A 24,835-nucleotide genomic window follows, 5' to 3' on the forward strand; every position below is an offset into this window, starting at 1 on the left:
CCTCGAAGGAGACGTGGCCCAAACATGCTGCCCATCCTTCGAGGCTCGGCGCTGCACGCCGAGCATCTCAGGATGACGAGTCGGGTTAGGGCGCTCGCGTTCCTCTCGGAGAGAGAACGTTACGCCGGCTTGCCTTCTTTCAGCCGCGGCATGATCTCGATGAAGCTGCAGGGGCGATGGCGGTTGTCGAACTGGAACTTCAGCACCTTCGTCCACGCGTCCTCGCAAGCCCCGGGCGAACCGGGCACGGAAAAGATATAGGTGCCGTTGGCAAGCCCACCGCAGGCCCGCGATTGCAGCGTCGAGGTGCCCACCGTCTCGAAGCTCACCATGTGGAAGATCACCGAGAAGCCCTCGATCTCCTTGTCGTAAAGCGGGCGCACCGCCTCAGGCGTCACGTCGCGCCCGGTAAAGCCCGTGCCGCCGGTGGTGATCACCACGTCGATCTGCGGATCGTCGATCCAGGCCTGCACCTGGGAGCGGATGGACTCCACATCGTCCGTCGCCGTCTCCCGCGCCGCCACCACATGGCCGGCCTCGGTGATCATCTCCGCGAGTAGCGGGCCGGACTTGTCGGTCTTCTTCGTGCGCGTGTCGGAAACGGTGAGCACGGCGATGCGGATCGGGATGAAGGGGCGGGTCTCGTCGAAACGGGGCATGGGTGCTGATTCTCTCCACTCTCTTGAGTCATGCCCGGCGCAAGCCCGGCAATGACGCTCAACTTCAATCGTCCGCCAGCCGCTGCTTCACCATAAGCAGATCCTGCCAGGCTTTCCGCTTCGCGGCCGAGTTTCGCAGCAGATAAGCCGGGTGGAGCGTCGCCATGACGGGGATCGGCGTGCCGGCCTTGTCGTAGCTCTTCCATTTGCCCCGCAGGCGCATGATCCCTTGGGTGGTCTGTAGCATGGTGGAGGCGGCCGCCCCGCCCAGCAGCATGATCGCCTTCGGCTTCAGCAGCGAAATCTGGTGCTCAAGGAAGGGCAGGCATGCACCGATCTCCTGGGGCGTCGGCGTGCGGTTGCCGGGCGGGCGCCAATAGACCGTGTTGGTGATGTAGACCGACTCCTCGTCGCGCCCGATGGCCGCCAGCATTTTGTCGAGAAGCTGGCCCGCGCGCCCCACGAAGGGCTTTCCTTGAAGATCCTCGTCGCGCCCTGGGGCCTCGCCGATCAGCATCAGCTCGGCGCTCTCGCTGCCCCGGGAAAAGCAGAGGCTTTTCGCCGTCCGCTTCAGGGGGCAGCCGTCGAATTGCTCCACAAGCGCCCGGAGCTCGGCGAGCGTCCTGGTCTTCGCGATTTCCGTCGGCGAAGGCATGTCCGCCGTCTCTTTCCCACGCGGCGGGACCGGGCGCGGCTTGACGGTCTTCGGCGTCGGGCCAGGCTCAGGCCTGCGCGCCGGCCTAGGCTCCTCCGCTTGCGAAAAATCCGGCCGCTGGAGCGGGCGCCGCGCCGGGGCCGTCCGGGCCAGGGACTGGGCCTTGGCGCTCACCTCGAAGGCATCAAGCGGCGTCTCCGCGATCGCCTCGTCCGCGCCCATGGCGGCATACCAGTCGAGCAGCGCCGCTGCCTCGCCTGCAATGCTTTGCGGTTCTTTCCGGTGACCTGCCATGGCTCTTGAGTAGCACAGCTCAAACGCCGCGGACACTTGACGTTATGCGACCGAAAGGGGAGGTTGGCTACAAGATGATGGGGAGGGTTGAGAGGAACTTCACCACTCCTCTCCCGTTCCCATTTCGCCGGTCCGAATGCGTGGGCAGACGCGCCGGGCCGGTTTGTCATGTCTGAGATGAGTTTGGCTGGGAGCCTGAATTTTGAGCGAAGAATCCGAACGCGGGGCCGAAGAGGCTGAACGCGAAACGATGGAGTTCGACGTGGTGATCGTCGGTGCCGGACCTGCGGGTCTGGCCGCGGCGATCCGCCTGAAGCAGCTCGCTGCGGAGAAGGACCAGGACCTCAACGTGGTGGTGCTGGAGAAGGGCGCGGAAGTCGGCGCTCATATCCTCTCCGGCCTGGTGATGGACCCGATCGGCCTCGATAAGCTGATCCCCGATTGGCGCGAGCAGGATTGTCCCCTTGAGACGAAGGTGACGGACGACCGCTTCTATTATCTGTCGTCTGAGAGCGGAAGCTTCGGCATTCCCACCTTCCTGAATCCGCCGCTCATGAACAACCACCACTGCTACACGGGCAGCCTGGGCGCGCTGTGCAAATGGCTGGGCGAGCAGGCCGAGGCTCTGGGCGTGGAGGTCTATCCCGGCATCGCCGTGACCGGCGCCATCTATGGCGACGACGGCGAGGTGAAGGGCGTCATCACCGGCGATATGGGCATCGGCCGCGACGGCGAGAAGAAGGACAGCTACACTCCCGGCATCGCGCTCACCGGCAAGTACACTCTGCTGGCGGAAGGCGCGCGCGGCTCCCTCAGCAAGGAGGTCATCAGCCGCTTCGAGCTGAACCACGAGAGCGGCCCCCAGAAATACGGTATCGGCCTGAAGGAGCTCTGGGAGATCCCGGCCGAGAAGCACAAGCCAGGCCTAGTGCAGCACACCATGGGCTGGCCCCTGGACGACCACACCGGCGGCGGCACCTTCCTCTATTATTTCGGGGAGAATCTGGTGTCCGTCGGGTTCGTCATGCATCTCGACTACGACAACCCGTATCTCCACCCCTTCAAGGAGTTTCAGCGGGCCAAGACCCACCCCGCCATCAAGAAGCATCTGGAAGGCGGCAAGCGCATCTCATACGGCGCCCGCGCGCTCACCGAAGGCGGCCTCCAGGCGATCCCGAAGCTCACCTTCCCGGGCGGTGCGCTGCTCGGCTGCGCGGCGGGCTTCATGAACGTGCCGCGCATCAAGGGCAGCCACAACGCCATGCTCTCCGGCATGGCCGCGGCGGAATCGGTCTTCGAGGCCATCGGCGAGGAGCGCAGCCACGACGAGCTCACCGCGTATGAGGAGAAGGTCCGCAACGGCGACATCGCCAAGGATCTGACCCCCGTGCGCAACGTGAAGCCGCTCTGGTCGCGCTACGGCACGCGGCTCGGCGTCATGCTGGGCGGCCTCGACATGTGGGCGAACACGCTTCTGCCCTTCCTCAAGCACACCCTGAAGCACCTGAAGCCGGACTTCGCGACCCTGAAGCATGCCGACAAGGCAAAGCCGATCGACTATCCGAAGCCGGACAACGAGCTGACCTTCGATATTCTATCCTCGGTGTTCCTGTCGAACACCAACCATGCCGAGGATCAGCCGGTGCATCTGAAGCTGGGCGATCCGTCGATCCCGATTCAGGAGAACCTGCCGGAATATGCGGAGCCCGCTCAGCGCTACTGCCCGGCGCAGGTCTATGAGGTGATCGAGGACGGCGGCGAAAAGCGTTTTCAAATCAACGCCCAAAACTGCGTCCACTGTAAGACTTGCGATATCAAGGACCCGGCGCAAAATATCAATTGGGTGCCGCCCGAAGGGGGCGATGGGCCCGCTTACGCCAATATGTAGGCGCGACGGCAAGGCCTTCTTCGTTAAGCGCTTTTAAGTTTTCAGGCGGCGGCAAAACCCTTAAACCCGAAGCCGGGGCTATTTGCGTTCACATTCAGCCGGAGACGCCGCATGCCGATGCCGAGCACCGAAACCAAGCGCAACGCGATCCTGGAGATTGCCGAACGGCCCATTCTGCGCTGGGCCTTGCTATCTCTTCTGATCGTGGTGCTGGCGGCGCCCGCCGCCTATTCGGAGGTCGGCGAGGAGAACGGTGAGACGGCGGCCAGGGGAACGTTGCTCGGCAACTATCTCTCGGGCCGAATCGCCCGCAACGAGCACGATATCGACACCGCGGCGGATTATTACGCCAAGGCCCTAGACGAGGATCCGGACAACGTTGTCCTCCTGGAGCAGGCCTTCCTGCTCGAGGTTGCCAATGGCGATTGGGACCGCGCGGTCACTCTCGCCAACCGGCTGATCGAGACCGATCCCACCCATCGCATCGCCCGCTTCTTGCTTGGCCTGCATGCCACCAAGCAGGAAAAGTTCGACGATGCCGAGCAGGACTTCGCTTCCGCCCGCCAGGGACCGATTGCGGATCTCGCCTCGACCCTATCCCGCGCCTGGGTAGAGCAGGCTCGCGGCGATACCGATAAGGCGCTTTCCACCCTCGACGGTCTGAGCAGCGCGAGCTGGGCCCAGTTTTATCAGCGCTATCACCGCGGGCTCATCGCTGATGTCGCCGGCCGCCCCGATGTGGCCGAGCAAGCTTACGCGGAGGCCTTCGCCTCCAGCCCCGGCACGATCCGCGTGGCCGAAGCCTATGCCCGCCACCTCGTCAATAACGGCAAGCGGGACAAGGCGATCGTCATCATCAAGACGAATATGGAAGCCGCCGCCAAGCACCCGATCACCGAAGGGCTGCTGAAGGAGCTTGAGGACGGCGAGACGCCGCCGCTCGTGGCTCGGAATACCGATGAAGGCATGGCCGAGGTCTACTATGGGATCGGCGATGCGCTGGCCGGCGAGGGCGGTCTCGATCTCGGTCTCGTCTTCCTGCAGTTCGGCATCTACATGAAGCCCGAGCTCGACCTGGCCTATGTCGCTTTGGCGGAAGCCTACGACAATGCCGAGAAATACGATCTGGAGCTCAAGGCCTTCGATCAGGTGAGCGAGGATTCGCCCCTGTGGCTCAACGTTCAGATCCAGAAGGCCTTCGCCCTCAACGGGCTGGAGCGGGTCGAGGATGCCAAGGCGACCCTGGAGCACCTCATCGAGGAATATCCGGACGACATGCGTCCCCTGGACGCCCTGGGCAACATCTTGCGCTCCCACGAGCGCTACGAGGAGGCGCTGCCCTATTACGACAAGGCCATCGCCCTGATCGACGAGCCCCAGGAGCAGCACTGGTCCATCTACTATTCCCGCGGCGTCTGCTACGAGCGCCTGAAGGATTGGGACAAGGCGGAGAAGGACCTCAAGCAGGCTCTGGCCCTGAAGCCGGAAGAGTCCCTGGTGCTCAACTATCTCGGCTACACCTGGGTCGATCAGAAGACCAATCTGAAGACCGCCATGGACTACATCCGCAAGGCGGTGAAGCTGAAGCCCGATGACGGCTACTACGTCGACAGCCTGGGCTGGGCCTATTACCGCCTCGGCAATCTCGATGCGGCCGTGAAGCATCTGGAGCGCGCCGTCGAGCTGGAGCCCAACGATCCGATCATCAACGATCATCTGGGCGATGTGTATTGGCGCGTCGGCCGCAAGCTCGAAGCGAAATACCAGTGGCAGCAGGCCCTGGAACTCGAGCCGGAGGAAGAGGACGCCAAGAAGATCCGGCAGAAGCTGGCCGACGGCCTCGAGGACAAACCCAACACCAAGGCCGCCGAGCGCACGCCCCCAGGCGAGGCCCCGACCGCGCAGTAGGCGATACGTCTGCAGCGCCGCTAAGTTCGTAAGTCTGCCGGCATCTCAAGATGAGCGTTCTCACTGAACCCGCACGGGCCAAGCTCAACCTGACCCTGCTCGTCCACGGCCGCCGCGCCGACGGCTATCACGAGCTGGAGAGCCTGGTCGCCTTTGCCGATCTCGCCGACGAGGTCTCGCTGGAAAGCGGCGATGCGCCGATCCTCGACGTCTCCGGGCCCTTCGCTGAGGCCATCGACGGCGAGAATCTCATGGAGCGCGTTTCGCTCGCCGCTGCCGCCCATGTGCCGGGGCTCCAGACAGGGCGCATCGGTCTTGAGAAGCACCTGCCTGTCGCCGCAGGCCTGGGCGGCGGATCGGCCGACGCGGCGGCCTGCCTGCGTCTTCTCATGCGCATGGAGCCCCATCGCCTCACCAACAACATCGCCGAGACAATCGCCAACGCTCTTGGTTCCGACATTCTCGCCTGCCTCAAAAGCGAGGCGGCCCTCATGCAGGGGCGGGGCGAGCAGCTGACGCCCGTCTCCGGTCTGCCCCGGGCCGGCGTGGTGGTGGTCAATCCCGGCGCGCCGCTCTCGGCCGCCGAGATCTACGGCGAACTCGGCGCCGACGATCTGGAAAAGGATTTCGCGCCCGAGATCGTCCGGCTCGATTTCGACCGGTCTTTCGAGGCGCTGGCCGAGTATCTCGAGACCCGTGGAAATCACCTCCAGGCAACCGCGGCGAAGCGGCTTCCCGTCATCGCCGAAGTGCTGAAGGGTCTCGAGGATCTGGAAGGCGCGCGCTGCGTCCGCCTCTCAGGCAGCGGCCCAACCTGCTTCGCCCTGTTCGAGGACGAAGCCCAGGCGGCGGCCCAAGCGGAAACGCTCGCCCAACACCATCCGGATTGGTGGGTGAGGGCGACGGCGATCGGCGGCTGACGCCGGTATGTCGTTGGTTGGCTAGTAGGCCCGCGAGACGCAGAACTCGACCGTCTCCAGCATAGCGTCCTTGGCGTCCGAATCGGGGAAGATCGCCAGCGCATCCCGGGCGATGGCGCCGTAATCCTTCGCTCGCTCCACCGTCGCCGCCCGCGCGCCGCGGCGCTCGATCAAGCTGATGGCGTGCTCCAGATCGCCGTCCTGGATATCGCCGTCCTGCAGGGTGCGGCGCCAGAAATCGCGCTCGGCCTCGTTGCCCCAGCGATAGCTGAGCACCGTGGGCAGGGTGATCTTGCCTTCGCGGAAATCGTCACCGATGGATTTGCCGAGATCGGCCTGCTCGCCGGAATAATCCAACGCATCGTCGATGAGCTGGAAGGCGAGGCCGAGATTGCGCCCATAGGCGCGCAAGGCGGAGGTCTCGTCCTTCGGCCGGTCGGCGATCGAACCGCCCACCTCGCAGGCTGCCGCGAACAGCGCCGCCGTCTTGCAGTTGATGACCGCGAGATACTCGTCCTGGGTGGTCGCCGTGTTGTTGGCCGTGACGAGTTGCATCACCTCGCCCTCGGCGATGGTCGCCGCCGCGTTGGAGAGAATCCGCAATGCATCCAGCGAGCCCACATCCACCATCATCTTGAACGCTTGGCCGAGCAGGTAGTCGCCCACCAGCACGCTCGCCTCGTTGCCCCAGAGCATGCGCGCCGTCTTCTTGCCTCGGCGCAGCTCGCTCTCGTCGACCACGTCGTCATGGAGCAGGGTGGCGGTGTGCATGAACTCCACGCTGGCTGCGAGATGCACATGGCCGGAGCCCGTGTAGCCGCACAGCTTGGCGGCAGCCAGCGTCAGCATCGGCCGCAAACGCTTGCCGCCGGAGTCGATCAGATGCCGGGCAAGTTCGGGGATCAGATCCACATGGGAGCGCGCACGCTCGATGATGATCGCGTTGACGCGACCCATATCCTCTTCCACCAGGGTGGTGAGCATGTTCGCGCTGCCGGCGGCCTTGCGCGCCTTGTCGAGTTCGACGACGACTCCCAAAGCGATATCTCCCCAAAGTTTTCCTGAGGCCAGAGACTTGACCGGCCCTAAGGTCCTATATTCGGACGAGCCAGTCCAAGGTTCAAGATGCGGAAAAACACCGCAGGACGATGGAGACGAAGCGAGGCCCGATGAAAGAATTGATCCGAACCAACGACGCTGTGTTGATCTCCTTTGTCACCAGTCTGCTATCGGAGGCGAATGTCGACTTTATGGTCGCCGACACCAATATGAGCGTTATGGAAGGCTCGCTTGGCGTGTTGCCGCGCCGCGTGCTGGTGGCAGAGGACGAGATGGAAAAGGCCCGCCGTATTCTCGAAGAGGCGGGCGTGGGCGACGCGATCAAAGATGCCGGCAAATCCTGACCCCGACGCGGACGACGTCTGCACCGAAGAGACGACCAGGGATGCCTTTCTCGGCGGGCTGATCGAGGCCGTGCAGCCTGTCTCGGGCCACCGGTCCGGCACCGATGCGGTCTTTCTGGCCGCCGCTGCTCTGGACGAGGCGGAAAGCGATCCCATCCGTCTGCTCGATGCTGGCGCTGGCACTGGCGTGGCTGGGCTCTGCCTGCTGGCCCGGTTCCCGAACCTGTCCGTCACGGCCGTGGAGCGAAATGCCGCCGCCTGCGCGCTCGCCCGCGCCAACGGCGCTGAGAACGGATTTGCTGCGCGATACCAGGTGATCGAGGCCGACCTCACGGCACCCGGCAAGACCCTCGCCGCCGCCGGTCTCGAACAGGGCAGCTTCCACCGGCTGATTGCCAATCCTCCGTTTTATCTGGAAGGCGCGGTTCGGCCCGGACAAGGCCGAGAGGACGCCCATGTCATGGCGCCGGGCGGGCTGGAATCCTGGGCGCGCTTTCTGGCCGCTATGGCGGCGCCCGAGGCGATCCTCACCATGATCCATCGGCCCGATGCCCTCGACGAGCTGATCGGCGTGCTCGGCCGCCGTTTCGGCGATCTTACGATCTATCCGCTCTTCCCGAAGCAGGGCGCACCGGCGAGCCGCGTGCTGATCCAGGGGCGGAAAGGGCGGCGGGGCCCGTTGCGTCTCCGCCAGGGGCTCGTCCTGCATGAGACGGACGGCCGCTATACGCCGAAAGCCGAAGCGGTTCTCCGCCACGGCGAGGCGCTGCCCATCGCGGGCTGACAGCTCTTCATTTTGGAAATTGGGGGGCGAAGACCGCCGCCGATTTGGGGGGAGAGGCGTGGCGGCGGCCTTCGCGTTACGCCGGCGTGAGGCTAGGGCCGGCGGCATTGCGGGCTCATGGCAGACCCGCTTGCTTCGTGGGCGCTACCACCAATTGCGATAGTAGCGATGCGCCCAAGAGTTGGAGTAGCGGTCACGGTGGTAATCGTGATGCCGGTAGGCGTGATACCGGCGGTCGTGATGGTAGCGGTCGTGGTAGCCGTAATGACGGTGGCGGTCGTAGCGGTGACCGTAATGGTGTCCGCGATCCCAGCGATTGCCGATCTCGATGGAGAACGAGCTGGCCTGCGCGGGCGTTGCCACCATGGTCAGCGGCGCGAGAGCAACCAGGCCCAGAGCAGCCGCACCCAAAAGCATCTTCTTCAACATTGCGATCCTCCGTTGTGGCGCACCCTCGCGCCTTTGTCTTCGCGCCCGGGCCGAACCGCCGGGCTCATGAGACCTGTTTAGGAGAACCGCGCTGAACCGAAGCTGAGCCGGCCATTCATCCGGCATTCAGCTTGGCGGACCGCGGGAGAGGCGGCGCCGAAACGAAAAGAGCCGCCCCGGTTTCCCGGAGCGGCTCTTCGATTGCCTTATCGGCGGATCGGCTTAGCGCCAGCGGCGCCGATAGTTGTAGCGATACCGGGGCCGGTAATTCCGATAATACGGCCGGGGGGCGTAATAGGAGCGCGGGGCGTAGTACGGCCGTCTCCAATAGGGATAGTAGGCGTAAGGATAGGCACCACGATACCGGTAGCGGTAGGGATAGCTGTAACCGTATCCGTAGCCGGGACCGACATAGATGCCCACGCCGGCATTTGCGCTCTTCACTGGTACCAACGAAACCAGCCCGAGCACCGCCGCGGCGAAAGCGAAGGTCATAACCCTTCTCATCTTATCTCCTCCATGAGGACGCGCGGCTCCTCGGCGTAAGGAAAATCCCGCCACACATCCCGTCAATTCCAGCGGGGCTGGAATCTATCAAATAAGAACGGGGGTTCGGCGCGGCAAGGTTGATCGCGCTTAACCAAGCCTTACGGCGTGTCGCGCGGCGTGGCGTTTTCAAGCCCGGGCCCACCTTGATTTAAGCCGCGCCGTCTATACCTTCACCGCCATGGAAACACCCACACCCGCCGAACCGGCCATCCCCCCTTCTTCAGACTCCGTTCCTTCCAAGACCAGCAAGCCTCCGCGCCCCTGGTACAAGCGCATCATTCCTGAGAAATGGTTTCACAAGGGACCGCTGATCCCGGTGCTGCGTTTCGAAGGCACCATCGGCGCCGTGACGCCGCTGAAGCCGGGGCTGAGCCTCACCGCCACGGCCGGCGCCATCGAGAAGGCCTTCACCATGAAGGGCGCGAAGGCCGTCGCCATCCAGATCAACTCCCCCGGCGGCTCGCCGGTCCAGTCGACCCTGATCTTCAAGCGGCTCCGGGCGCTGGCGAAGGAGAACGATCTCAAAGTCTATGTCTTCGCCGAGGACGTTGCGGCCTCCGGCGGCTATCTGCTGGCCCTTGCCGGCGACGAGATCTACGCCGACGAGAGCTCGGTCATCGGCTCCATCGGTGTCGTCACGGCCGGTTTCGGCTTTCACGAGCTGATCAATCGTCTCGGCATCGAACGCCGCGTGATCACCGCCGGCGAGAACAAGACGACCCTTGATGCCTTCAAGCCGGAGAAGCCGGAAGATGTGGAGCGCATAAAGGCGATCCAGCGCGACGTGCACGCCTCCTTCACCGATCTCGTGAAAGACCGCCGCGGCACCAAGATCGAATCCCATGGCGATAGCCTCTTCACGGGCGAATTCTGGTCCGGCAAGCGCGCCGCCGAGCTCGGCCTGATCGACGGCTTGAGCGATTTGCGCACCCGCATGCGGGAAATTTATGGGGACGATACGCGTTTCAAGCTCGTGCAGGCCAAGACGAGCTGGTTCCGCAAGAAACCTCATGTTGGCGCGGCCGGAGGCCTCGGCGCCTTGCGGGACTTGCCTCAAGGCCTTGCCGGTGATGTGATTTCAGCTCTTGAGGCGCGATCCTTGTGGTCGCGATTCGGGTTCTAGCCTTTGGGTCCCAGAAGATGCCGCAGATCATCCTCCTTCTTGCTGCCGGTGCCGGAATGATCCTGGCCGGCAAGCTGCTGCGCGGCGCTTCCGGCCGTGTGGAGGAGGATTTGCGGCAGGCACGCGAGGCCATGGACCGCAAGGAGCAAAGTCGCGATCGCACCACGGCCACACCGCTGGAGCGCGACCCCGAAACCGGCGTTTACCGTCCAAAGCGCCCCGACATTTCTTAAGCTTTTTCGCCCATTTCAGCGCATATTCGGCGGCCGCACCTTGATCTTGCTGCACCGATCCGAAATAGAGGGGCGCGAGATTTCGTGAACCACTCCGCTGCCACCAATTCGCCTGCCCCTGGGCGCACAAGGTCCAGATGACCGCTAGCCAGCCTGCCAAAGCGACCGCACCGAAGGCCTTGAGCCCGAAAACCTCCTTTCAGGACCTGATCCTGACCCTGGAGAATTATTGGGCCGGCCAGGGCTGCATTATCCTCCAGCCCTACGACATGGAGATGGGAGCGGGCACCTTTCACCCGGCGACCACCTTGCGCTCCCTCGGCCCGAAGCCCTGGAAGGCGGCCTATGTGCAGCCTTGCCGCAGGCCCAAGGACGGGCGCTACGGCGAGAACCCGAACCGCCTCCAGCACTATTACCAGTTCCAGGTGATCCTGAAGCCGTCGCCCATCGACCTTCAGGACCTCTATCTGAAGAGCCTCGAAGCCATCGGCATCGATCCCCTCAACCACGACATACGCTTCGTCGAGGACGACTGGGAGAGCCCGACGCTTGGCGCCTGGGGCCTCGGCTGGGAGGTCTGGTGCGACGGCATGGAAGTCTCCCAGTTCACCTATTTCCAGCAGGTCGGCGGCTTCGACTGTGAGCCCGTCTCCGGTGAGCTGACCTATGGGCTGGAGCGCCTGGCCATGTACGTCCAGGGTGTCGACAACGTCTACGACCTGAACTTCAACGGCGGGGAGGGCGACGCCAAGGTCTCTTATGGCGACGTCTTCCTCCAGGCCGAGCAGGAATATTCCCGCTTCAATTTCGAATATGCCGACGTGCCGCGCCTCTTCGAGCATTTCAAGGATGCCGAGGCCGAGTGCCAGTCGCTGCTGGAGAAGGGCGCTCATGGCGACCGTCACGCGCTGGCGCTGCCGGCCTATGACCAGTGCATCAAGGCCTCCCACATCTTCAATCTGCTGGATGCGCGCGGCGTCATCTCGGTGACCGAGCGCCAGGGCTATATCCTGAAGGTGCGCGATCTGGCCAAGGCGTGCTGCGAGGCTTGGCTGAAAACGGACGCCGGAGGCGCTGGATCATGAGCGGCGAACTCCTCCTCGAACTTTTCTCCGAAGAGATCCCGGCCCGTATGCAGGCCCGGGCCGAAGGCGATCTCGCGCGCCTCGTCGGTGATGCGCTTAAAGCCGCGGGCGTTGAATTCGACGAGATGCGCAGCTTCGCGACCCCGCGCCGTCTCACCCTGCTGATCGAGGGACTTCCCGAGGCCTCGCCCGATGTCTCCGACGAACGCAAAGGCCCGCGCGTCGGCGCGCCCGAAAAGGCCATCGAAGGCTTCTTGAAAGCGGCGGGGCTCTCGTCCATCGACGAAGCGGGGATTCAGTCCGACAAGAAGGGCGAGTTCTACGTCGCTAGAATCGAGAAAAAGGGCCGCGCCACGGCCGACGTGATCGCCGAGGCGATGCCCCAGATCGTGCGCGACTTCCCCTGGCCGAAATCCATGCGCTGGGGATCGGGCAAACTCCGCTGGGTCCGCCCGCTCCACTCGATCCTCTGCTTGCTCGACAGCAAGGTTGTCTCGTTCGAGATCGACGGGGTCCAGAGCGGGGACGAAACACGCGGCCATCGCTTCATGGCGCCCGACGCCTTCAAGGTGAAGAACTTCGCCGATTACGAGAAGCGCTTGCGCGATGCCTTCGTCATTCTCGATTCCGGCGAGCGGCGGGACGCGATCCTGAAAGGCGCGACCAAGCTTGCCGAAGCGCAAGGGCTCGCTTTGGTCGAGGATGCCGGCTTGGTGGCCGAGAATGCCGGGCTGACTGAATGGCCGGTGCCGCTCATGGGCGAGTTCGACGACAGCTTCCTCGAGGTCCCGCCCGAGGTGCTGACCTCGACCATGAAGACCCATCAGAAATGCTTCTCCGTCCGCACGCCGGGCAAGGAGGGGCTCGGCCAGCTCGCCAACCGCTTCGTGCTGGTGGCGAACCTGGAGGCCAAGGATGGCGGCAAGGCTATCACCGCCGGCAATGAGCGCGTGATCGCGGCGCGTCTGTCGGATGCGAAGTTCTTCTTCGATCAGGACCGCAAGGTGCCGATGGAGGAACGGACGACGGACCTCAAGAACGTCGTCTTCCACGAAAAGCTCGGCACCCAATACGATCGCATCCAGCGCATCCGCGTGCTGGCCCGCGAGCTGGCGCCGCTGGTCGACGCCGAAGCCGACGAGGCCGAGCGCGCCGCCATGCTCTGTAAGTCCGACCTTACCTCGGAGATGGTGGGCGAGTTCCCAGAGCTCCAGGGCGTCATGGGCCGCTACTACGCCCTGGACCAGGAAGAGCACCCCAACGTGGCCGACGCCATCGGCGCCCACTACAAGCCGGTGGGTGCGGGCGACGATGTGCCCACCGAGCCCACCGCGATTGCCGTCGCGCTGGCCGACAAGCTCGATATGCTGGTGGGATTCTGGGCCATCGACGAGAAGCCGTCCGGCTCCAAGGACCCCTTCGCGCTCCGCCGCGCGGCGCTGGGCGTTATCCGCATCCTACTTGAGAACGGCATTCGCATGGACTTGAACGAAGTTGTGAGTGCTCACGCCAAGCGATCTGGCTTCGAGCTGGGGAGCGAGCAGGTGGACTTGCAGCAGATCCTAGACCGGACCGATGATCTCGAGAGTTTTTTTCTGGATCGCCTCAAGCAACAACTCCGAGATGAAGGTGCGAGACACGATTATCTGGCCGCAGTAGTCGGAGCGAAGAGCGGCGGTCTCGACGTGGTCACATTGGTTGAGCGCCTGAATGCGCTAACGAGTTTTCTCGCTACATCTGATGGCTCAAACCTACTGACCGGAACAAAGCGCGCATCAAACATTCTCGTCGCAGAGATGAAGAAGGGTGCCGAGTTGGATATCTCTCCGCCCGATCCCTCGCTGCTCGAAGAAGAAGAAGAAAAGGTCCTCGAAGCCAAGCTGACGGAAGCCGAGCAGGCGGCCCAAGCCGCTGTCGAAGCTGAAGATTTCGAGGCCGCCATGACGGCGCTGGCCCAGCTCCGCGCGCCCGTCGACGCCTTCTTCGACAATGTCACGGTGAATGCCGATGACCCGAGCTTGCGCGAGAACCGTCTCAAGCTCCTCAATAGGATTCGCGCGGCGACGCTCACTGTTGCCGATTTTTCCCGGATCGAAGGTTGAACTTTTGCGTTAAGCTTCCTGCCTAGGTTGTTCCGCGCCCCGAAAACCCCATGGGAAGGGGAGGTGTGGACGGCCCAAAAGCACGGTTAGGAGGAAGCCCCATGACGCAAACGTTCGTGACTCGACCGTTCGTGACGATCTGTGCCCTCGTCCTGACTGCCGGCCTGTTGAGCGCCTGCGGTCCGGACGAAGAAGAGACGGCAAACACCGACGAGACCACCCAGGAAGAAGTAACCACCGAGACCGACGCCACCGCGGAGACCGATGCGGCGGGCGATGAGATGGTCGAGGAAGACACCATGGAGATGGCGGAGGCCGACGATGCGCCCGCTGCCGACGCGTCCGACTCCGAAATGTCTGCTGACGACTCCGCTGCGGCCGCGCCTGAGCCCAATGATGCGGCTGGCGAAGAGGCCGAAGCCGATACCGAAGCTGCCGCGTCTGGAGAAGAGGGCGACGACGAAGCAGCCTCCGGCGGCAATAAATCGCCGACCGAAGTCATCGAGGCCACCGAGAAAGGCCAGCTGACGAGCCCCTATGCCGACGATCCTGAGAGCGTCGCCGAGGCCGGCCACAAGCTCTACATGGGCTTCGGCTGCAACGGCTGCCACGGCGGTGGTGGCGGCGGCGGTATGGGTCCGCCCCTGACCAACGACGTTTGGGTCTATGGCAGCGACGACGACACGCTCTTCCGCTTCATCACCCTGGGCACCACTGGATTCCAGGAGGAATACGATGCTGCGCGTAAAGGCTCTGAGAATGTCGTCGGTCCCATGCCGGCTAAGGGCGGTGCGAATATCGATTCCGCCGATGACCTCTGGAAGGTGATCGCCTGGATTCGCAAGATCAATCCGAACTCCGGCGCTGGTGGCGGAAGCCCCTCGGGCATCGAGCCGCCGACCTTTGACTAGGCGACAGCGTTAGCAAACGCTCTTGCGAAACCGATGGCGGGGCGGATATGCCGAAAGGCATGCCCCGCCATCTCTTTGTCTACGGGACGCTCCGCCGCGGCAGCAGCGGTCTCATGGCCTCCCAGCTTCACGCCGCGACCACCTGGGTCGGCCCGGCCAAGGCCAGGGGCGTTCTCTACGATTTCGGCAGCTTTCCCGGCGCCGTCTTCGATCCCAAGCATCCCGGCCTGATCGTCGGCGAGGTCTTCTTCATGCCGGACGATGCGCGGCTATTGGCGGCGCTCGATGCTTATGAGGGTGTGGCGGAGATCGAGGAAGATGGGCTCTACCGCCGCGTCGAAATCGATCTTCACCTCCATAGCGGCGAGCATGTCTCCGCCTGCAGCTACGAGCTGGTCGAGGTCCCCCCCTCATCGCAGCGCATTCCCCATGGCGACTGGCTGAAGAAGTTCAGCGGCGGATAAACCCTTCACCCAATTCCATCGCGCCGATTGTGTCCCGCCTGGCGGAGGAGTAGAACCGCTTCCTCAAGCATGGATAGCCCGTCTGACCAGACACGAGTGACCCAACGAGAGCCCGAGAGCGCCGAACAGCCCAAATGGGTCTATGCGTTCGGCGCCGGCCACGCCGACGGCTCCGCGGCACTGAAGAACATCCTCGGCGGCAAGGGCGCACACCTTGCCGAGATGTCCAGGCTCGGCCTGCCCGTGCCCCCCGGCTTCAGCATCTCCTCCGATGTCTGCCGCGCCTATTACAAGGCCGGCCGCGCTCTTCCCGAAGAGCTGAAGCCCATGGTCGACGAGGCTCTGAAGCTCGTGGGCGAGACCGCCGGCTCCCGTTTCGGCGATCCCAAGGATCCGCTCCTCGTCTCCGTCCGCTCCGGCTCCCGCGCCTCCATGCCCGGCATGATGGATACGGTCCTCAATCTCGGCCTCAACGACGAAACGGTGGAAGGCATCGCCGCCCGCTTCGGCGACCGCCGCTTCGCTTACGATAGCTATCGCCGCTTCATCCAGATGTATGGCGACGTGGTGCTCGGCATCGACCATCATCTCTTCGAGGAGAAGCTCGAGCATTTCAAGAACATGAGGGGCTACGAGCTCGATACCGATCTCACGGACGAGGAATGGCTGGAGATCATCCGCCTTTACAAGGAGCTGGTGGACAAGGAGCTGGGCGAGCCGTTCCCTCAGGATCTCCACGATCAGCTCTGGGGCGCCATCGCTGCCGTGTTCGGCTCCTGGCAGAACGCCCGCGCCATCGCCTATCGCCGCCTCCACGACATCCCCGACGATTGGGGCACGGCGGTGAACATCCAGGCCATGGTGTTCGGCAACCGGGGCGATAAGAGCGCCACCGGCGTCGCCTTCACCCGCAATCCGTCCACCGGCGAGAAGGAGCTCTACGGCGAGTTCCTCATCAACGCCCAGGGCGAGGACGTGGTTTCGGGCATGCGCACGCCGCAGTCTCTCACCGCCCAGGCCCGCCGCGACTCCAACGACCGGCGCGACTCCCTGGAAGAGGCGATGCCGGAGACCTTCGCCGAGCTCTGCGCCGTCTGCGACAAGCTCGAATCCCATTTTCGCGATATGCAGGACATCGAGTTCACGGTCGAGGAAGGCACGCTCTGGATGCTCCAGACCCGCAACGGCAAGCGCACCATGCCGGCCGCCTTGAAGATCGCCGCGGATATGGCCTCCGAAGGCGTCATCAGCCGGGAGGAGGCCGTCTTAAGCATCAATGCGGCCCAGCTCGATCAGCTGCTCCACCCGACCATCGACCCAGACGCGCCCAAGGAGGTGATCGGCCGGGGCCTTGCCGCCTCGCCCGGAGCGGCGAGCGGCGAGCTGGTCTTCGATGCCGACGAGGCGGTTCACTTACGCGCCCAAGGCCACACGGTAATTCTGGCCCGGGTCGAGACCTCGCCTGAGGACGTGCAGGGGATGCACGCGGCAGCCGGCATCGTCACCACCCGCGGCGGCATGACGAGCCACGCCGCCGTCGTGGCCCGGGGCATGGGCCGCCCATGCGTCTCCGGCGCCACCCGCGTGCAGATCGATCTTGAGAAGGAAACACTGAGCGCCGGCGGCGTGACATTGCGCAAGGGCGACATCGTCACCCTCGACGGCTCCACCGGAGAGATCATCAAGGGCAGGGTTTCGACCCGCCAACCGGAGATGTCCGACTCCTTCGCGACCCTCATGGCCTGGGCGGACGAATTCCGGCACCTGGAGATCCGCGCCAATGCCGACAGCGAGTTCGACGCGGCGCAAGCACGGGATTTCGGTGCCGAGGGGATCGGGCTCTGCCGCACCGAACATATGTTCTTCGATGAGAACCGCATCTCCGTCATGCGCGAGATGATCATTGCCGAGGATGTCGAAGGCCGCCGCGAGGCGCTCGCCAAGCTGCTCCCCATGCAGCGGGAGGACTTCATCGGCCTGTTCGAGATCATGGCCGGCCAGCCCGTCACCATCCGCCTGCTCGATCCGCCCCTGCACGAGTTTCTGCCCCATGATGAGGCCCACATCACCGAGGTGGCGGAAGCCATGGGCATCAGCCGGAACCGGCTGGCCCGCCGGGTCGACGCCTTGCGGGAATTCAACCCTATGCTCGGCCATCGCGGCTCGCGGCTGCTGGTGAGCTATCCGGAGATCGCCGAAATGCAGGCCCGCGCCATCTTCGAGGCGGCGCTCATTGCCGGCGAAAGGCTCGGCGCCCCCGTCCTGCCGGAGATCATGGTCCCCCTCGTCACCTTGAAGGCGGAGCTCGATATCATCCGCACCTATATCGACCGCGCAGCGGCTGTGGTGAGCGAGGAGCGCGGCCAGACCCTCGACTATACGGTCGGCACCATGATGGAGCTGCCCCGCGCCTGTCTTGCCGCCGGCGATATCGGCCTCAGTGCCGATTTCTTCTCCTTCGGCACCAACGACCTGACCCAGACGACCTTCGGTCTCTCCCGCGACGATGCGGGCCGTTTCCTCGGCGAATATTCCGACAAGGGCATCATCCACCACGATCCCTTCATGACTTTGGACGACGGTGTGCGAGAGCTGATGACCATCGGTCTGGAGCGGGGCAGGGCGGCCCATCCCGGTCTGAAGATCGGCATCTGCGGCGAGCATGGCGGCGACCCCGCCACCATCCGCTTCTGCGAGGAGATCGGCGTCGACTACGTCTCCTGCTCCCCCTACAGGGTCCCGATCGCCCGGCTGGCTGCTGCCCAGGCCAGTTTGGGATCGGCGTTTACCCTGTCTTAATAACAATTTGCGAAAACTTGTTGAGACCTCGTTGACCACATTTTGTCCAAACTCATGGGCAACGTTACGAGGAGTTAAGACGGGATCCGGGGCAGACCGGTCGGGGTGTTGCGTAGAGTCATCTGCCAATCTCCTGTCCACTCTCCGGGAAAGCACAGACGCTTCAACCTGATTTTCGCCAGTGGACATGGCGCTGGTCGGGTCCGAGGAGATCGCGCCCTTTGGGACGGGTGAGGCCTCCGATGAAGTTGACGGGGACTAACTCGGAGGGACCATGGGCAAGCGCTCATGCGGCGGCAAAAAGCGGGCCGTCTTGCCTGTAGTATTGGGAGTTCTGGCGGGGCTTCCTCTTCTGGGACTGGCTTATGTGGCCGCCGTCCCGGGTAACATGGTTGCTTTCGAGATCGAGCTGCTGCTCTCCGGCAAAGGCTCCGTCAAAGCCCTGACCAAAGCCATCACCGACGAGGCCGAGCGCCCGGCACCGCTCGTGCCGGAGGCCATGGCCCTGTTCCGTAGCTTCGGCAAGGGGCCCCGCGCCGATCAATATCTCGACGTCGTCACCACCACCTACGCCCCGAAGAAGCCGATCGTGGCCGCGCTCCTGACAGGAGATGGCGGATTGAAATCGGGCGCTCTCGTGAATACCGACGCCATCATGCGCGACGCCAAGGCGGACCGTCTGAACCAAACCTTCAGTCAGGTCGCCCTCAAGGGACCTCTGACCGACGGCAAGGGCACCGACATCTTCATGCGCCCGACCATCGGGGAAGAGGAGTTCGCCTTCGGCCGCAGCTATGACGGCATGGCGCTCCTGCAGTGGGCGGTGCTGAAGCCGCTGGAGGAGAAGGAAGAAGGCGTCTCCTATAAGGGCGAGACGGAAGCCGAGTTCCGCGCCCGCGAGCGCCGCTGCCTCGCCACCGCAATCTACTTCGAAGCCCGCGGCGAGCCCGTGAAGGGTCAGTTGGCGGTCGCACAGGTCGTCATGAATCGGGTGCGCAGCCCGAAATTCCCCGACACCGTCTGCGGCGTCGTCTATCAGGGCCAGTTCAAGAAGGGCTGCCAATTCTCCTTCACTTGCGACGGCAAGTCCGACAATGCCGACGACGACGAGGAATGGGCCCTGGCCCAAGAGCTCGCCGAGAAGGTGACGACCGATAAGGTCTGGCTGCCCGAGGTCGACTATTCGACCTTCTATCACGCCAATTACGTGCGTCCCCGCTGGGCGCGCAGCATGAACAAGATCGACAAGATCGGCGCCCATATCTTCTATAAGAAGCGCCACGAGGAGCCTTACGAGGTGAAGGTGCCCCATGGCGAGGTGCAGGTGGCATCCGACGACACCGAGATCAACAGCGTGATCACGCCGTCCCTGGTGCATCAGGTCTCCACAGGCCCGACGACATCCAGCCCCGACATCTCCCTCGTCTCTTCGTCGGGCGGCGCGCCTAGCGCCACTCCAGCGACAGGTCTAGGTTTTTCGGTGAGTGAGTAAGCGCGCCGATTGAGATGAAATCGACGCCGGTTTCCGCGATCCCGCGAACCGTTTCGAGCGTAACGCCGCCCGAGGCCTCCGTCTGAACCTTGGGCGCCCGCTCGCGCACCATCCGGACCGCCTCTTTCAGCGTCTCCACATCCATATTGTCGAGCAGCACCGCATCGATGGGCTGGGTCAGCGCTTCTTCAAGCTGATCCAGCCGGTCCACCTCGACCTCGATCCGCAAGCTGCGCCGGCCATCCTGACCCACATGGGTCTCGATGGCCTTGAGCGCAGGCCCGATCCCGCCCGCCTCGGCGATGTGATTGTCCTTCACCAAAACCGCATCGAACAGGCCGAAGCGGTGGTTGCGTCCGCCGCCCGCCAGCACCGCGAATTTCTCGATGGCCCGCAGGCCCGGCGTGGTCTTGCGCGTATCGATGATCGTCGCGCCCGTGCCGTCCACGCGCTTCACGAACAGGTTTGTGAGAGTGGAGATGCCGCTGAGGCGCCCGAGGAAGTTCAACGCGACTCGCTCAGCCGTCAGGATCGCCCGCGCCTTGCCGTGGATGTCGGCCACGCCATCTCCGGCGGAGACCGCTTCGCCATCGGTCACGATTGGATTGAAATGAAGCTCCGGGTCGAGGGCTTTGAAGGCTGCTTCCGCAAGCTCGAGCCCAGCGATCACCCCGTCCTCCCGGGCCACGATACGGGCATGCCCGGCCGCCCCCTCCGGCACGATGGCATCGGTGGTGACGTCGCCCGCCTGGCCGAGATCTTCCGCCAGGGCAAGCCTCACCATCTGGGCGACCAGGGGAGGGGGAAGCGAGAGATTTGAAGCCATGAATTATCCGCGCGGGCGCTTGCGTTTAGGCATGTAGCGCCGTGACGACACCGGAGCGCGCCTCGTCGGCGCCGATGGCCTCTCGTGCGATCGCATCCGCCTCATCGAGAGTAAGGAAGCTGCGTCTGGCCATTGCGGGATTGGCTTCCGGATAGTCGCTGCGGAAATGGGCGCCACGGCTCTCGTGCCGGGCAAAGGCCGCCGCCGTAATCATCTTGGCCGTGGTCAGCATGTTCTTCAGCGGCCGGTCCGGGCGGCTCTGCTCCAGCGCCGCGATCACCGAAAGAGCTTCCCGCAAGGACTCTTCGTCCCGCACCACGCCGGCCTTCGCCGCCATGGTCTGGCGCAGCAGGCGAATCCGGCGGGTGTCGTCCTTCGCCGGCGGTTCGTCGTAATCGAAGGCCTTGCCCGCGTCGCCCCGGAAATTCTGCATGGTCGCGGAGACATCCTCGGCCACTCGCGCACCGAACACCACCGCCTCCAGCAGCGAGTTCGAAGCAAGCCGGTTGGCGCCATGGGCGCCGGTCGAGGCAACCTCACCACAGGCCCAGAGCCCGTCGACGGAGCTCCTACCGTCCGCATCCGTCAGCACGCCGCCCATGTGATAATGGGCTGCCGGCGCGATGGGCACGGGCTCCACGGCCGGATCGATCCCCGCCGCCAGGCAGGACGCATGCACCGTGGGGAAGCGCAGGGCGAGGGTGTCGGCGAAGGGGCGCAGATCGAGATAGGCGCCGGCCCCGCTCACCACCTGGCGATGCACCGCCCGGGATACGATATCCCGCGGCGCAAGCTCCGCATCCGGGTGGATGCCGCGCATGAAGCGCTTGCCGGTCTTATCGATCAGGTGAGCGCCTTCGCCGCGCAGGGCTTCCGTCGCGAGCGGCGCCGGATCGGCGCCGATGTCGAGGGCGGTGGGGTGGAACTGAACGAACTCCGCATCGGCGATCACTGCGCCAGCCCGGGCCGCAATCGCCACGCCTTCGCCGCGCGCTGGCGCCGGATTCGTGGTCACGGCATAAAGCTGGCCTGCACCGCCCGTGGCGAGCACGACGGCGCGCGCCGGCAGAATGCGGCGCTTGGGCCGGTCCTGGTCGGCGCTATGGAGCGCGATGCCGGCCACGCGACCGTCGCTCAGCAGAAGATCGCCGGCGTTCCAGCCGTCCATCACCGTGATCGAGGGGGTCTTACGCACCGCGTCGATCAGCGCTTCCATGATGGCCTTGCCGGCCGTGTCGCCTTTGACGTGGAGAATGCGCCGGCTGGTGTGGGCCGCCTCTTGGCCGAGGGCGAGCTTGCCTTCCAGGTCGCGATCGAAGGGAACGCCGTATTCGAGCAGCTCCTCGACCCGCGCCCGCGCCTCCCGAGCCATCAGCTCGGCGATGCTCTTCTCGACGATGCCGGCGCCCGCATCCACGGTGTCGGCCGCGTGGGCTTCAGGGGAATCCCCTTCGCCGACCGCAGCCGCGATGCCGGCCTGCGCCCAGAAGCTGGAGCCGCCCTCGCCGAAGGGCGCACCGGAAACGACCGTGACCGGCAGGGGCGCCAGTTTCAGCGCAGTGAACAGGCCCGCAAGGCCGGCACCCACGACGACGATGCCGCCATCGGTGTCGCCGGCGCGCGTGCCCAATCTGCGCATTTCCGCATCGCTCATGAGAGGTCTCCCGCCGCGAGGCGCCCTAGTTGTTGAGGTTGATCATGCGCTCCACGGCCCGGCGCGCAGGTTCCGCGACATCCTCCGGCACCGTCACCTCCTCTTTCAGGAAGATCAGGCTGTCGAGGATCTTCGGAAGCGTGATCCGCTTCATGTGCGGACAGAGATTACAGGGCCGGACGAACTCCACGCCGGGCGACTCCACGGCGACGTTGTCGCTCATGGAGCACTCGGTCACCAGCAGCACCTTGCTCGGCTGGTTGTCGTGCACCCACTGGATCATGCCGCTGGTGGAGCCGGTGAAGTCGGACTCGCCGATCACCTCCGGCGGACACTCGGGGTGGGCGATGATCTTCACGCCCGGATCGGCCTCGCGATAGGCGCGCAGCTCTTCCGCCGTGAAGCGCTCATGCACCTCGCAATGGCCCTTCCAGGTGATGATCTCGACATCGGTCTTCGACGCCACGTATTTCGCCAGGAACTCGTCCGGGATCAGGATCACCCGGTCCGTGCCCATGGATTCCACGACCTTCACCGCGTTGGAGGAGGTGCAGCAGATATCGCACTCAGCCTTCACCTCGGCGGACGTGTTCACGTAGGTGACGATCGGCACGCCGGGATAGGCCTCGCGCAGCGCGCGGACATCTGCGCCGGTGATCGACTCGGCGAGCGAACAGCCCGCATTGCTGTCGGGGATCAGCACCGTCTTGTTGGGATTGAGCAGCTTCGACGTCTCGGCCATGAAGTGCACGCCGCACTGGACGATGACGTCGGCATCGGCCTTCGCCGCCTCGCGGGCAAGCTGCAGGGAGTCGCCCACGACGTCCGCGACACAGTGGAAGATCTCCGGCGTCATGTAGTTATGCGCTAGCACCACCGCGTTCCGGTGCTTCTTCAGATCGTTGATCGCCTTCACGTAGGGCGCAAACCCCGGCCACTCGATAGGCGGAAGCACGCGCTTCACGCGCTCGTAGAGATGCGCGGTCTCACGCTCCACCTCCGGCGTGTAGGCAAGCTCCGGAATCATGTGGTCGGGCAGCGGCGCTCCCTCATAAGGATTGAGGATCTCGTGCTGCGTATGACCTTCTTGAGGTGTCCCTGCCATGGGCTCAACTCTCCGTTCCGTATGACCCTGATTAGTAATACTCATAATGAGTATATATAGGGTGTTAAATTACCGGCACAAGGTCTTCAAGCCCAGTGCCGGCGAAGGGCAGCACCTTCACCGCCCCCCTGCATGGATATCTCTCTTCAGACTATAAGTCGCCCTAAGAGGGATTTCCAGGGGTTAGCGGCGAAGGTGCCGAAAGCGGGGCAAGCGCGGGGGCAAGTTCCAGGCTTGCCGGTCTTTCCCTAGCCTTCGTTGTTTTCGGCCTTGGTCAGCCGGATCAGCTTGCCGTCCGTCCCGTCTGTGATCGCCCATAAGGCGCCGTCTGGGCCTTGCCCGACATCGCGGATCCGCGCGCCCATATCGAGCTGCTCCTCGCCCGTGACCTCGTCGCCGTCGAAGGTGAGGCGAGTGATCGAGGTGGAGGACAGGCCCGACAGCAGAGCATTGCCATCCCATTCGGGGAATTCTTCCCCCGTATAAAAGGTCATGCCGGAGCCCGAGATGACCGGGGTCCAGTGCTTCACCGCATCGGCGAATTCCGGATGGGTCGGCGGATTGGGAATTTTCGAGCCGTCGTAATTGTTGCCCCAACTCACCACCGGCCAGCCGTAATTCTTGCCGGCTTCAGGCTTGTTGAGCTCATCGCCGCCTTTCGGCCCGAACTCCAAGGTCCAGAGTTCGCCTGAGTCCGGCTTGATATCCGCGCCCTGGACGTTGCGGTGGCCGTAGGACCAGATTTCCGGCAGGGCCTTGTCGTCGGCCACGAACGGATTGTCCTCCGGCACGCTGCCGTCCTTGTTGATGCGGATGACCTTGCCGAGATGAGTCTTCAGATCCTGCGCCGGATCGAACTTGAACCGCTCGCCTGTGGTGACGAAGAGCTTGCCGTTGGGCGAGAACGCCAGACGCGAACCGAAATGGTTCGGCCCCTCGACCTTCGGTTTCTGGCGGAAGATCACCTCGACGTCCGTGAGCTTGCCGTCCTTTAGGGTGCCGCGGGCTGCTGCCGTGCCGGCCTTGCCGTCATTGTCGGCCTCCGCATAAGTCAGATAGACGAGGCTGTTGTCTGCAAAGTCGGGATCGAGCGCCACATCGAGCAGGCCGCCCTGGCCGTTGGCCCAGACCTCCGGCACCCCTTCGATGGGATCGGAGACCGTGCCGTCCTTGGAGACCTTGACGAGATTGCCGTCCTTCTCCGTCACCAGGATCTCGCCGTCGGGTAGAAAGGCGAAGCCCCAGGGGCTGTCCAGCTCGGCGATGGTTTCCACCGCGATCGGCCCGGCTTCGCTCTCCACCGTGTCGTTCAGGGCGAGCGCCGGTTGGCTGGCAAGGAGGCTGGGAAGAAGAAGGGCGCTCAGCGCACCCGCAAAATGAACTGGCTTCAATGACATGGGGAACTCTCTAGAAAGAAATTTATGGCCACCTGCGCAAAACGCCGCCGGTGCTCTTAAGTTCACAAGAGGATAGGCAAAGCGTCGAGCCCCTGGAGGCCTCTAGCGGGCAAGCTTGACGGGCGAACGCGTCCCGGCCCACGCGACGAAAGATA

General features: G+C 64.1%; 22 protein-coding genes. 13 read left to right on the forward strand and 9 right to left on the reverse strand.

Annotation, left to right across the window (positions count from 1 at the left end; genetic code table 11):
* Positions 1-119 precede the first annotated feature (119 nt).
* Together moaB and ACFQ2F_RS15010 are read right to left on the reverse strand one after the other, a co-directional pair.
* The gene (gene moaB, locus ACFQ2F_RS15005) at positions 120-659 is read right to left on the reverse strand and encodes a molybdenum cofactor biosynthesis protein B (protein WP_379091451.1); all 540 of its coding nucleotides are present in this window, start codon (positions 657-659) and stop codon (positions 120-122) included.
* Between the two features lie 64 nt (positions 660-723).
* Entirely contained in the window at positions 724-1,608 is an 885-nt protein-coding gene (locus tag ACFQ2F_RS15010) for a uracil-DNA glycosylase (protein WP_379091452.1), read from the reverse strand.
* Positions 1,609-1,858: 250 nt separating this feature from the next.
* Between ACFQ2F_RS15010 and ACFQ2F_RS15015 the strand changes: the two genes are divergently transcribed.
* From ACFQ2F_RS15015 to ACFQ2F_RS15025, 3 genes are all read left to right on the forward strand, one after another.
* Positions 1,859-3,496: an electron transfer flavoprotein-ubiquinone oxidoreductase gene (locus ACFQ2F_RS15015; protein WP_379091592.1), complete on the forward strand. Its 1,638-nt coding sequence runs from the start codon at positions 1,859-1,861 to the stop codon at positions 3,494-3,496.
* 111 nt (positions 3,497-3,607) lie between these two features.
* Positions 3,608-5,404, forward strand: coding sequence for a tetratricopeptide repeat protein (locus tag ACFQ2F_RS15020; RefSeq protein WP_379091454.1), 1,797 nt, complete (start codon positions 3,608-3,610; stop codon positions 5,402-5,404).
* Between the two features lie 50 nt (positions 5,405-5,454).
* Positions 5,455-6,324 carry a 4-(cytidine 5'-diphospho)-2-C-methyl-D-erythritol kinase gene (locus tag ACFQ2F_RS15025; RefSeq protein ID WP_379091456.1) on the forward strand — a complete coding sequence of 290 codons (870 nt, stop codon included), beginning with the start codon at positions 5,455-5,457 and terminating at the stop codon, positions 6,322-6,324.
* Positions 6,325-6,345: 21 nt separating this feature from the next.
* On the opposite strand, the gene ACFQ2F_RS15030 is transcribed toward ACFQ2F_RS15025, so the two are convergent.
* On the reverse strand, positions 6,346-7,362 hold the full coding sequence (locus ACFQ2F_RS15030) for a polyprenyl synthetase family protein (protein ID WP_379091458.1): 1,017 nt from the start codon (positions 7,360-7,362) through the stop codon (positions 6,346-6,348).
* A 131-nt stretch (positions 7,363-7,493) separates the two neighbouring features.
* Here ACFQ2F_RS15030 and ACFQ2F_RS15035 point away from each other — a divergent pair, with 131 nt between their 5' ends.
* Positions 7,494-7,727 (forward strand): putative signal transducing protein, encoded by a 234-nt coding sequence (locus ACFQ2F_RS15035; protein ID WP_379091594.1) that lies wholly within the window; start codon positions 7,494-7,496, stop codon positions 7,725-7,727.
* On the forward strand, positions 7,711-8,511 hold the full coding sequence (locus ACFQ2F_RS15040) for a tRNA1(Val) (adenine(37)-N6)-methyltransferase (protein ID WP_379091460.1): 801 nt from the start codon (positions 7,711-7,713) through the stop codon (positions 8,509-8,511). Before ACFQ2F_RS15035 ends, ACFQ2F_RS15040 begins: the two co-directional genes overlap by 17 nt.
* 144 nt (positions 8,512-8,655) lie before the next feature.
* Here ACFQ2F_RS15040 and ACFQ2F_RS15045 read toward each other — a convergent pair whose 3' ends face one another.
* A complete protein-coding gene (locus ACFQ2F_RS15045; protein ID WP_379091462.1) occupies positions 8,656-8,940 on the reverse strand; it encodes a hypothetical protein in 285 nt (94 codons plus the stop codon).
* 222 nt (positions 8,941-9,162) lie between these two features.
* A complete protein-coding gene (locus tag ACFQ2F_RS15050; RefSeq protein WP_379091464.1) occupies positions 9,163-9,435 on the reverse strand; it encodes a hypothetical protein in 273 nt (90 codons plus the stop codon).
* A 232-nt stretch (positions 9,436-9,667) separates the two neighbouring features.
* Here ACFQ2F_RS15050 and ACFQ2F_RS15055 point away from each other — a divergent pair, with 232 nt between their 5' ends.
* The 8 genes from ACFQ2F_RS15055 to ACFQ2F_RS15090 all read left to right on the forward strand — a co-directional run bounded on the left by ACFQ2F_RS15055 (position 9,668) and on the right by ACFQ2F_RS15090 (position 19,698).
* Positions 9,668-10,612, forward strand: coding sequence for a S49 family peptidase (locus ACFQ2F_RS15055; RefSeq protein WP_379091466.1), 945 nt, complete (start codon positions 9,668-9,670; stop codon positions 10,610-10,612).
* Between the two features lie 17 nt (positions 10,613-10,629).
* The gene (locus tag ACFQ2F_RS15060) at positions 10,630-10,845 is read left to right on the forward strand and encodes a hypothetical protein (protein WP_379091468.1); all 216 of its coding nucleotides are present in this window, start codon (positions 10,630-10,632) and stop codon (positions 10,843-10,845) included.
* 137 nt (positions 10,846-10,982) lie between these two features.
* Positions 10,983-11,930: a glycine--tRNA ligase subunit alpha gene (locus ACFQ2F_RS15065; protein ID WP_379091470.1), complete on the forward strand. Its 948-nt coding sequence runs from the start codon at positions 10,983-10,985 to the stop codon at positions 11,928-11,930.
* The gene (gene glyS, locus ACFQ2F_RS15070; RefSeq protein WP_379091472.1) at positions 11,927-14,032 is read left to right on the forward strand and encodes a glycine--tRNA ligase subunit beta; all 2,106 of its coding nucleotides are present in this window, start codon (positions 11,927-11,929) and stop codon (positions 14,030-14,032) included. Before ACFQ2F_RS15065 ends, glyS begins: the two co-directional genes overlap by 4 nt.
* A gap of 101 nt (positions 14,033-14,133) precedes the next feature.
* On the forward strand, positions 14,134-14,943 hold the full coding sequence (locus ACFQ2F_RS15075) for a c-type cytochrome (RefSeq protein WP_379091474.1): 810 nt from the start codon (positions 14,134-14,136) through the stop codon (positions 14,941-14,943).
* Between the two features lie 47 nt (positions 14,944-14,990).
* Complete coding sequence (locus tag ACFQ2F_RS15080) at positions 14,991-15,407, forward strand: gamma-glutamylcyclotransferase family protein (RefSeq protein ID WP_379091476.1); 417 nt, start codon at positions 14,991-14,993, stop codon at positions 15,405-15,407.
* 69 nt (positions 15,408-15,476) lie between these two features.
* Complete coding sequence (ppdK, locus tag ACFQ2F_RS15085; RefSeq protein ID WP_379091478.1) at positions 15,477-18,206, forward strand: pyruvate, phosphate dikinase; 2,730 nt, start codon at positions 15,477-15,479, stop codon at positions 18,204-18,206.
* Positions 18,207-18,594: 388 nt separating this feature from the next.
* On the forward strand, positions 18,595-19,698 hold the full coding sequence (locus tag ACFQ2F_RS15090; RefSeq protein ID WP_379091480.1) for a cell wall hydrolase: 1,104 nt from the start codon (positions 18,595-18,597) through the stop codon (positions 19,696-19,698).
* Here ACFQ2F_RS15090 and nadC read toward each other — a convergent pair.
* The 4 genes from nadC to ACFQ2F_RS15110 all read right to left on the reverse strand — a co-directional run bounded on the left by nadC (position 19,652) and on the right by ACFQ2F_RS15110 (position 24,680).
* The gene (gene nadC / locus ACFQ2F_RS15095; protein ID WP_379091482.1) at positions 19,652-20,524 is read right to left on the reverse strand and encodes a carboxylating nicotinate-nucleotide diphosphorylase; all 873 of its coding nucleotides are present in this window, start codon (positions 20,522-20,524) and stop codon (positions 19,652-19,654) included. The genes ACFQ2F_RS15090 and nadC overlap by 47 nt on opposite strands.
* Before the next feature lie 25 nt (positions 20,525-20,549).
* Positions 20,550-22,178, reverse strand: a complete 1,629-nt coding sequence (locus tag ACFQ2F_RS15100; RefSeq protein ID WP_379091484.1) for an L-aspartate oxidase — start codon at positions 22,176-22,178, stop codon at positions 20,550-20,552.
* A 25-nt stretch (positions 22,179-22,203) separates the two neighbouring features.
* Entirely contained in the window at positions 22,204-23,283 is a 1,080-nt protein-coding gene (gene nadA / locus ACFQ2F_RS15105; protein WP_379091486.1) for a quinolinate synthase NadA, read from the reverse strand.
* Between the two features lie 248 nt (positions 23,284-23,531).
* Positions 23,532-24,680, reverse strand: coding sequence for a PQQ-dependent sugar dehydrogenase (locus ACFQ2F_RS15110; protein ID WP_379091488.1), 1,149 nt, complete (start codon positions 24,678-24,680; stop codon positions 23,532-23,534).
* Between the last annotated feature and the right edge of the window lie 155 nt (positions 24,681-24,835).

Source organism: Methyloligella solikamskensis (assembly GCF_042676065.1).
GTDB lineage: Bacteria > Pseudomonadota > Alphaproteobacteria > Rhizobiales > Methyloligellaceae > Methyloligella > Methyloligella solikamskensis.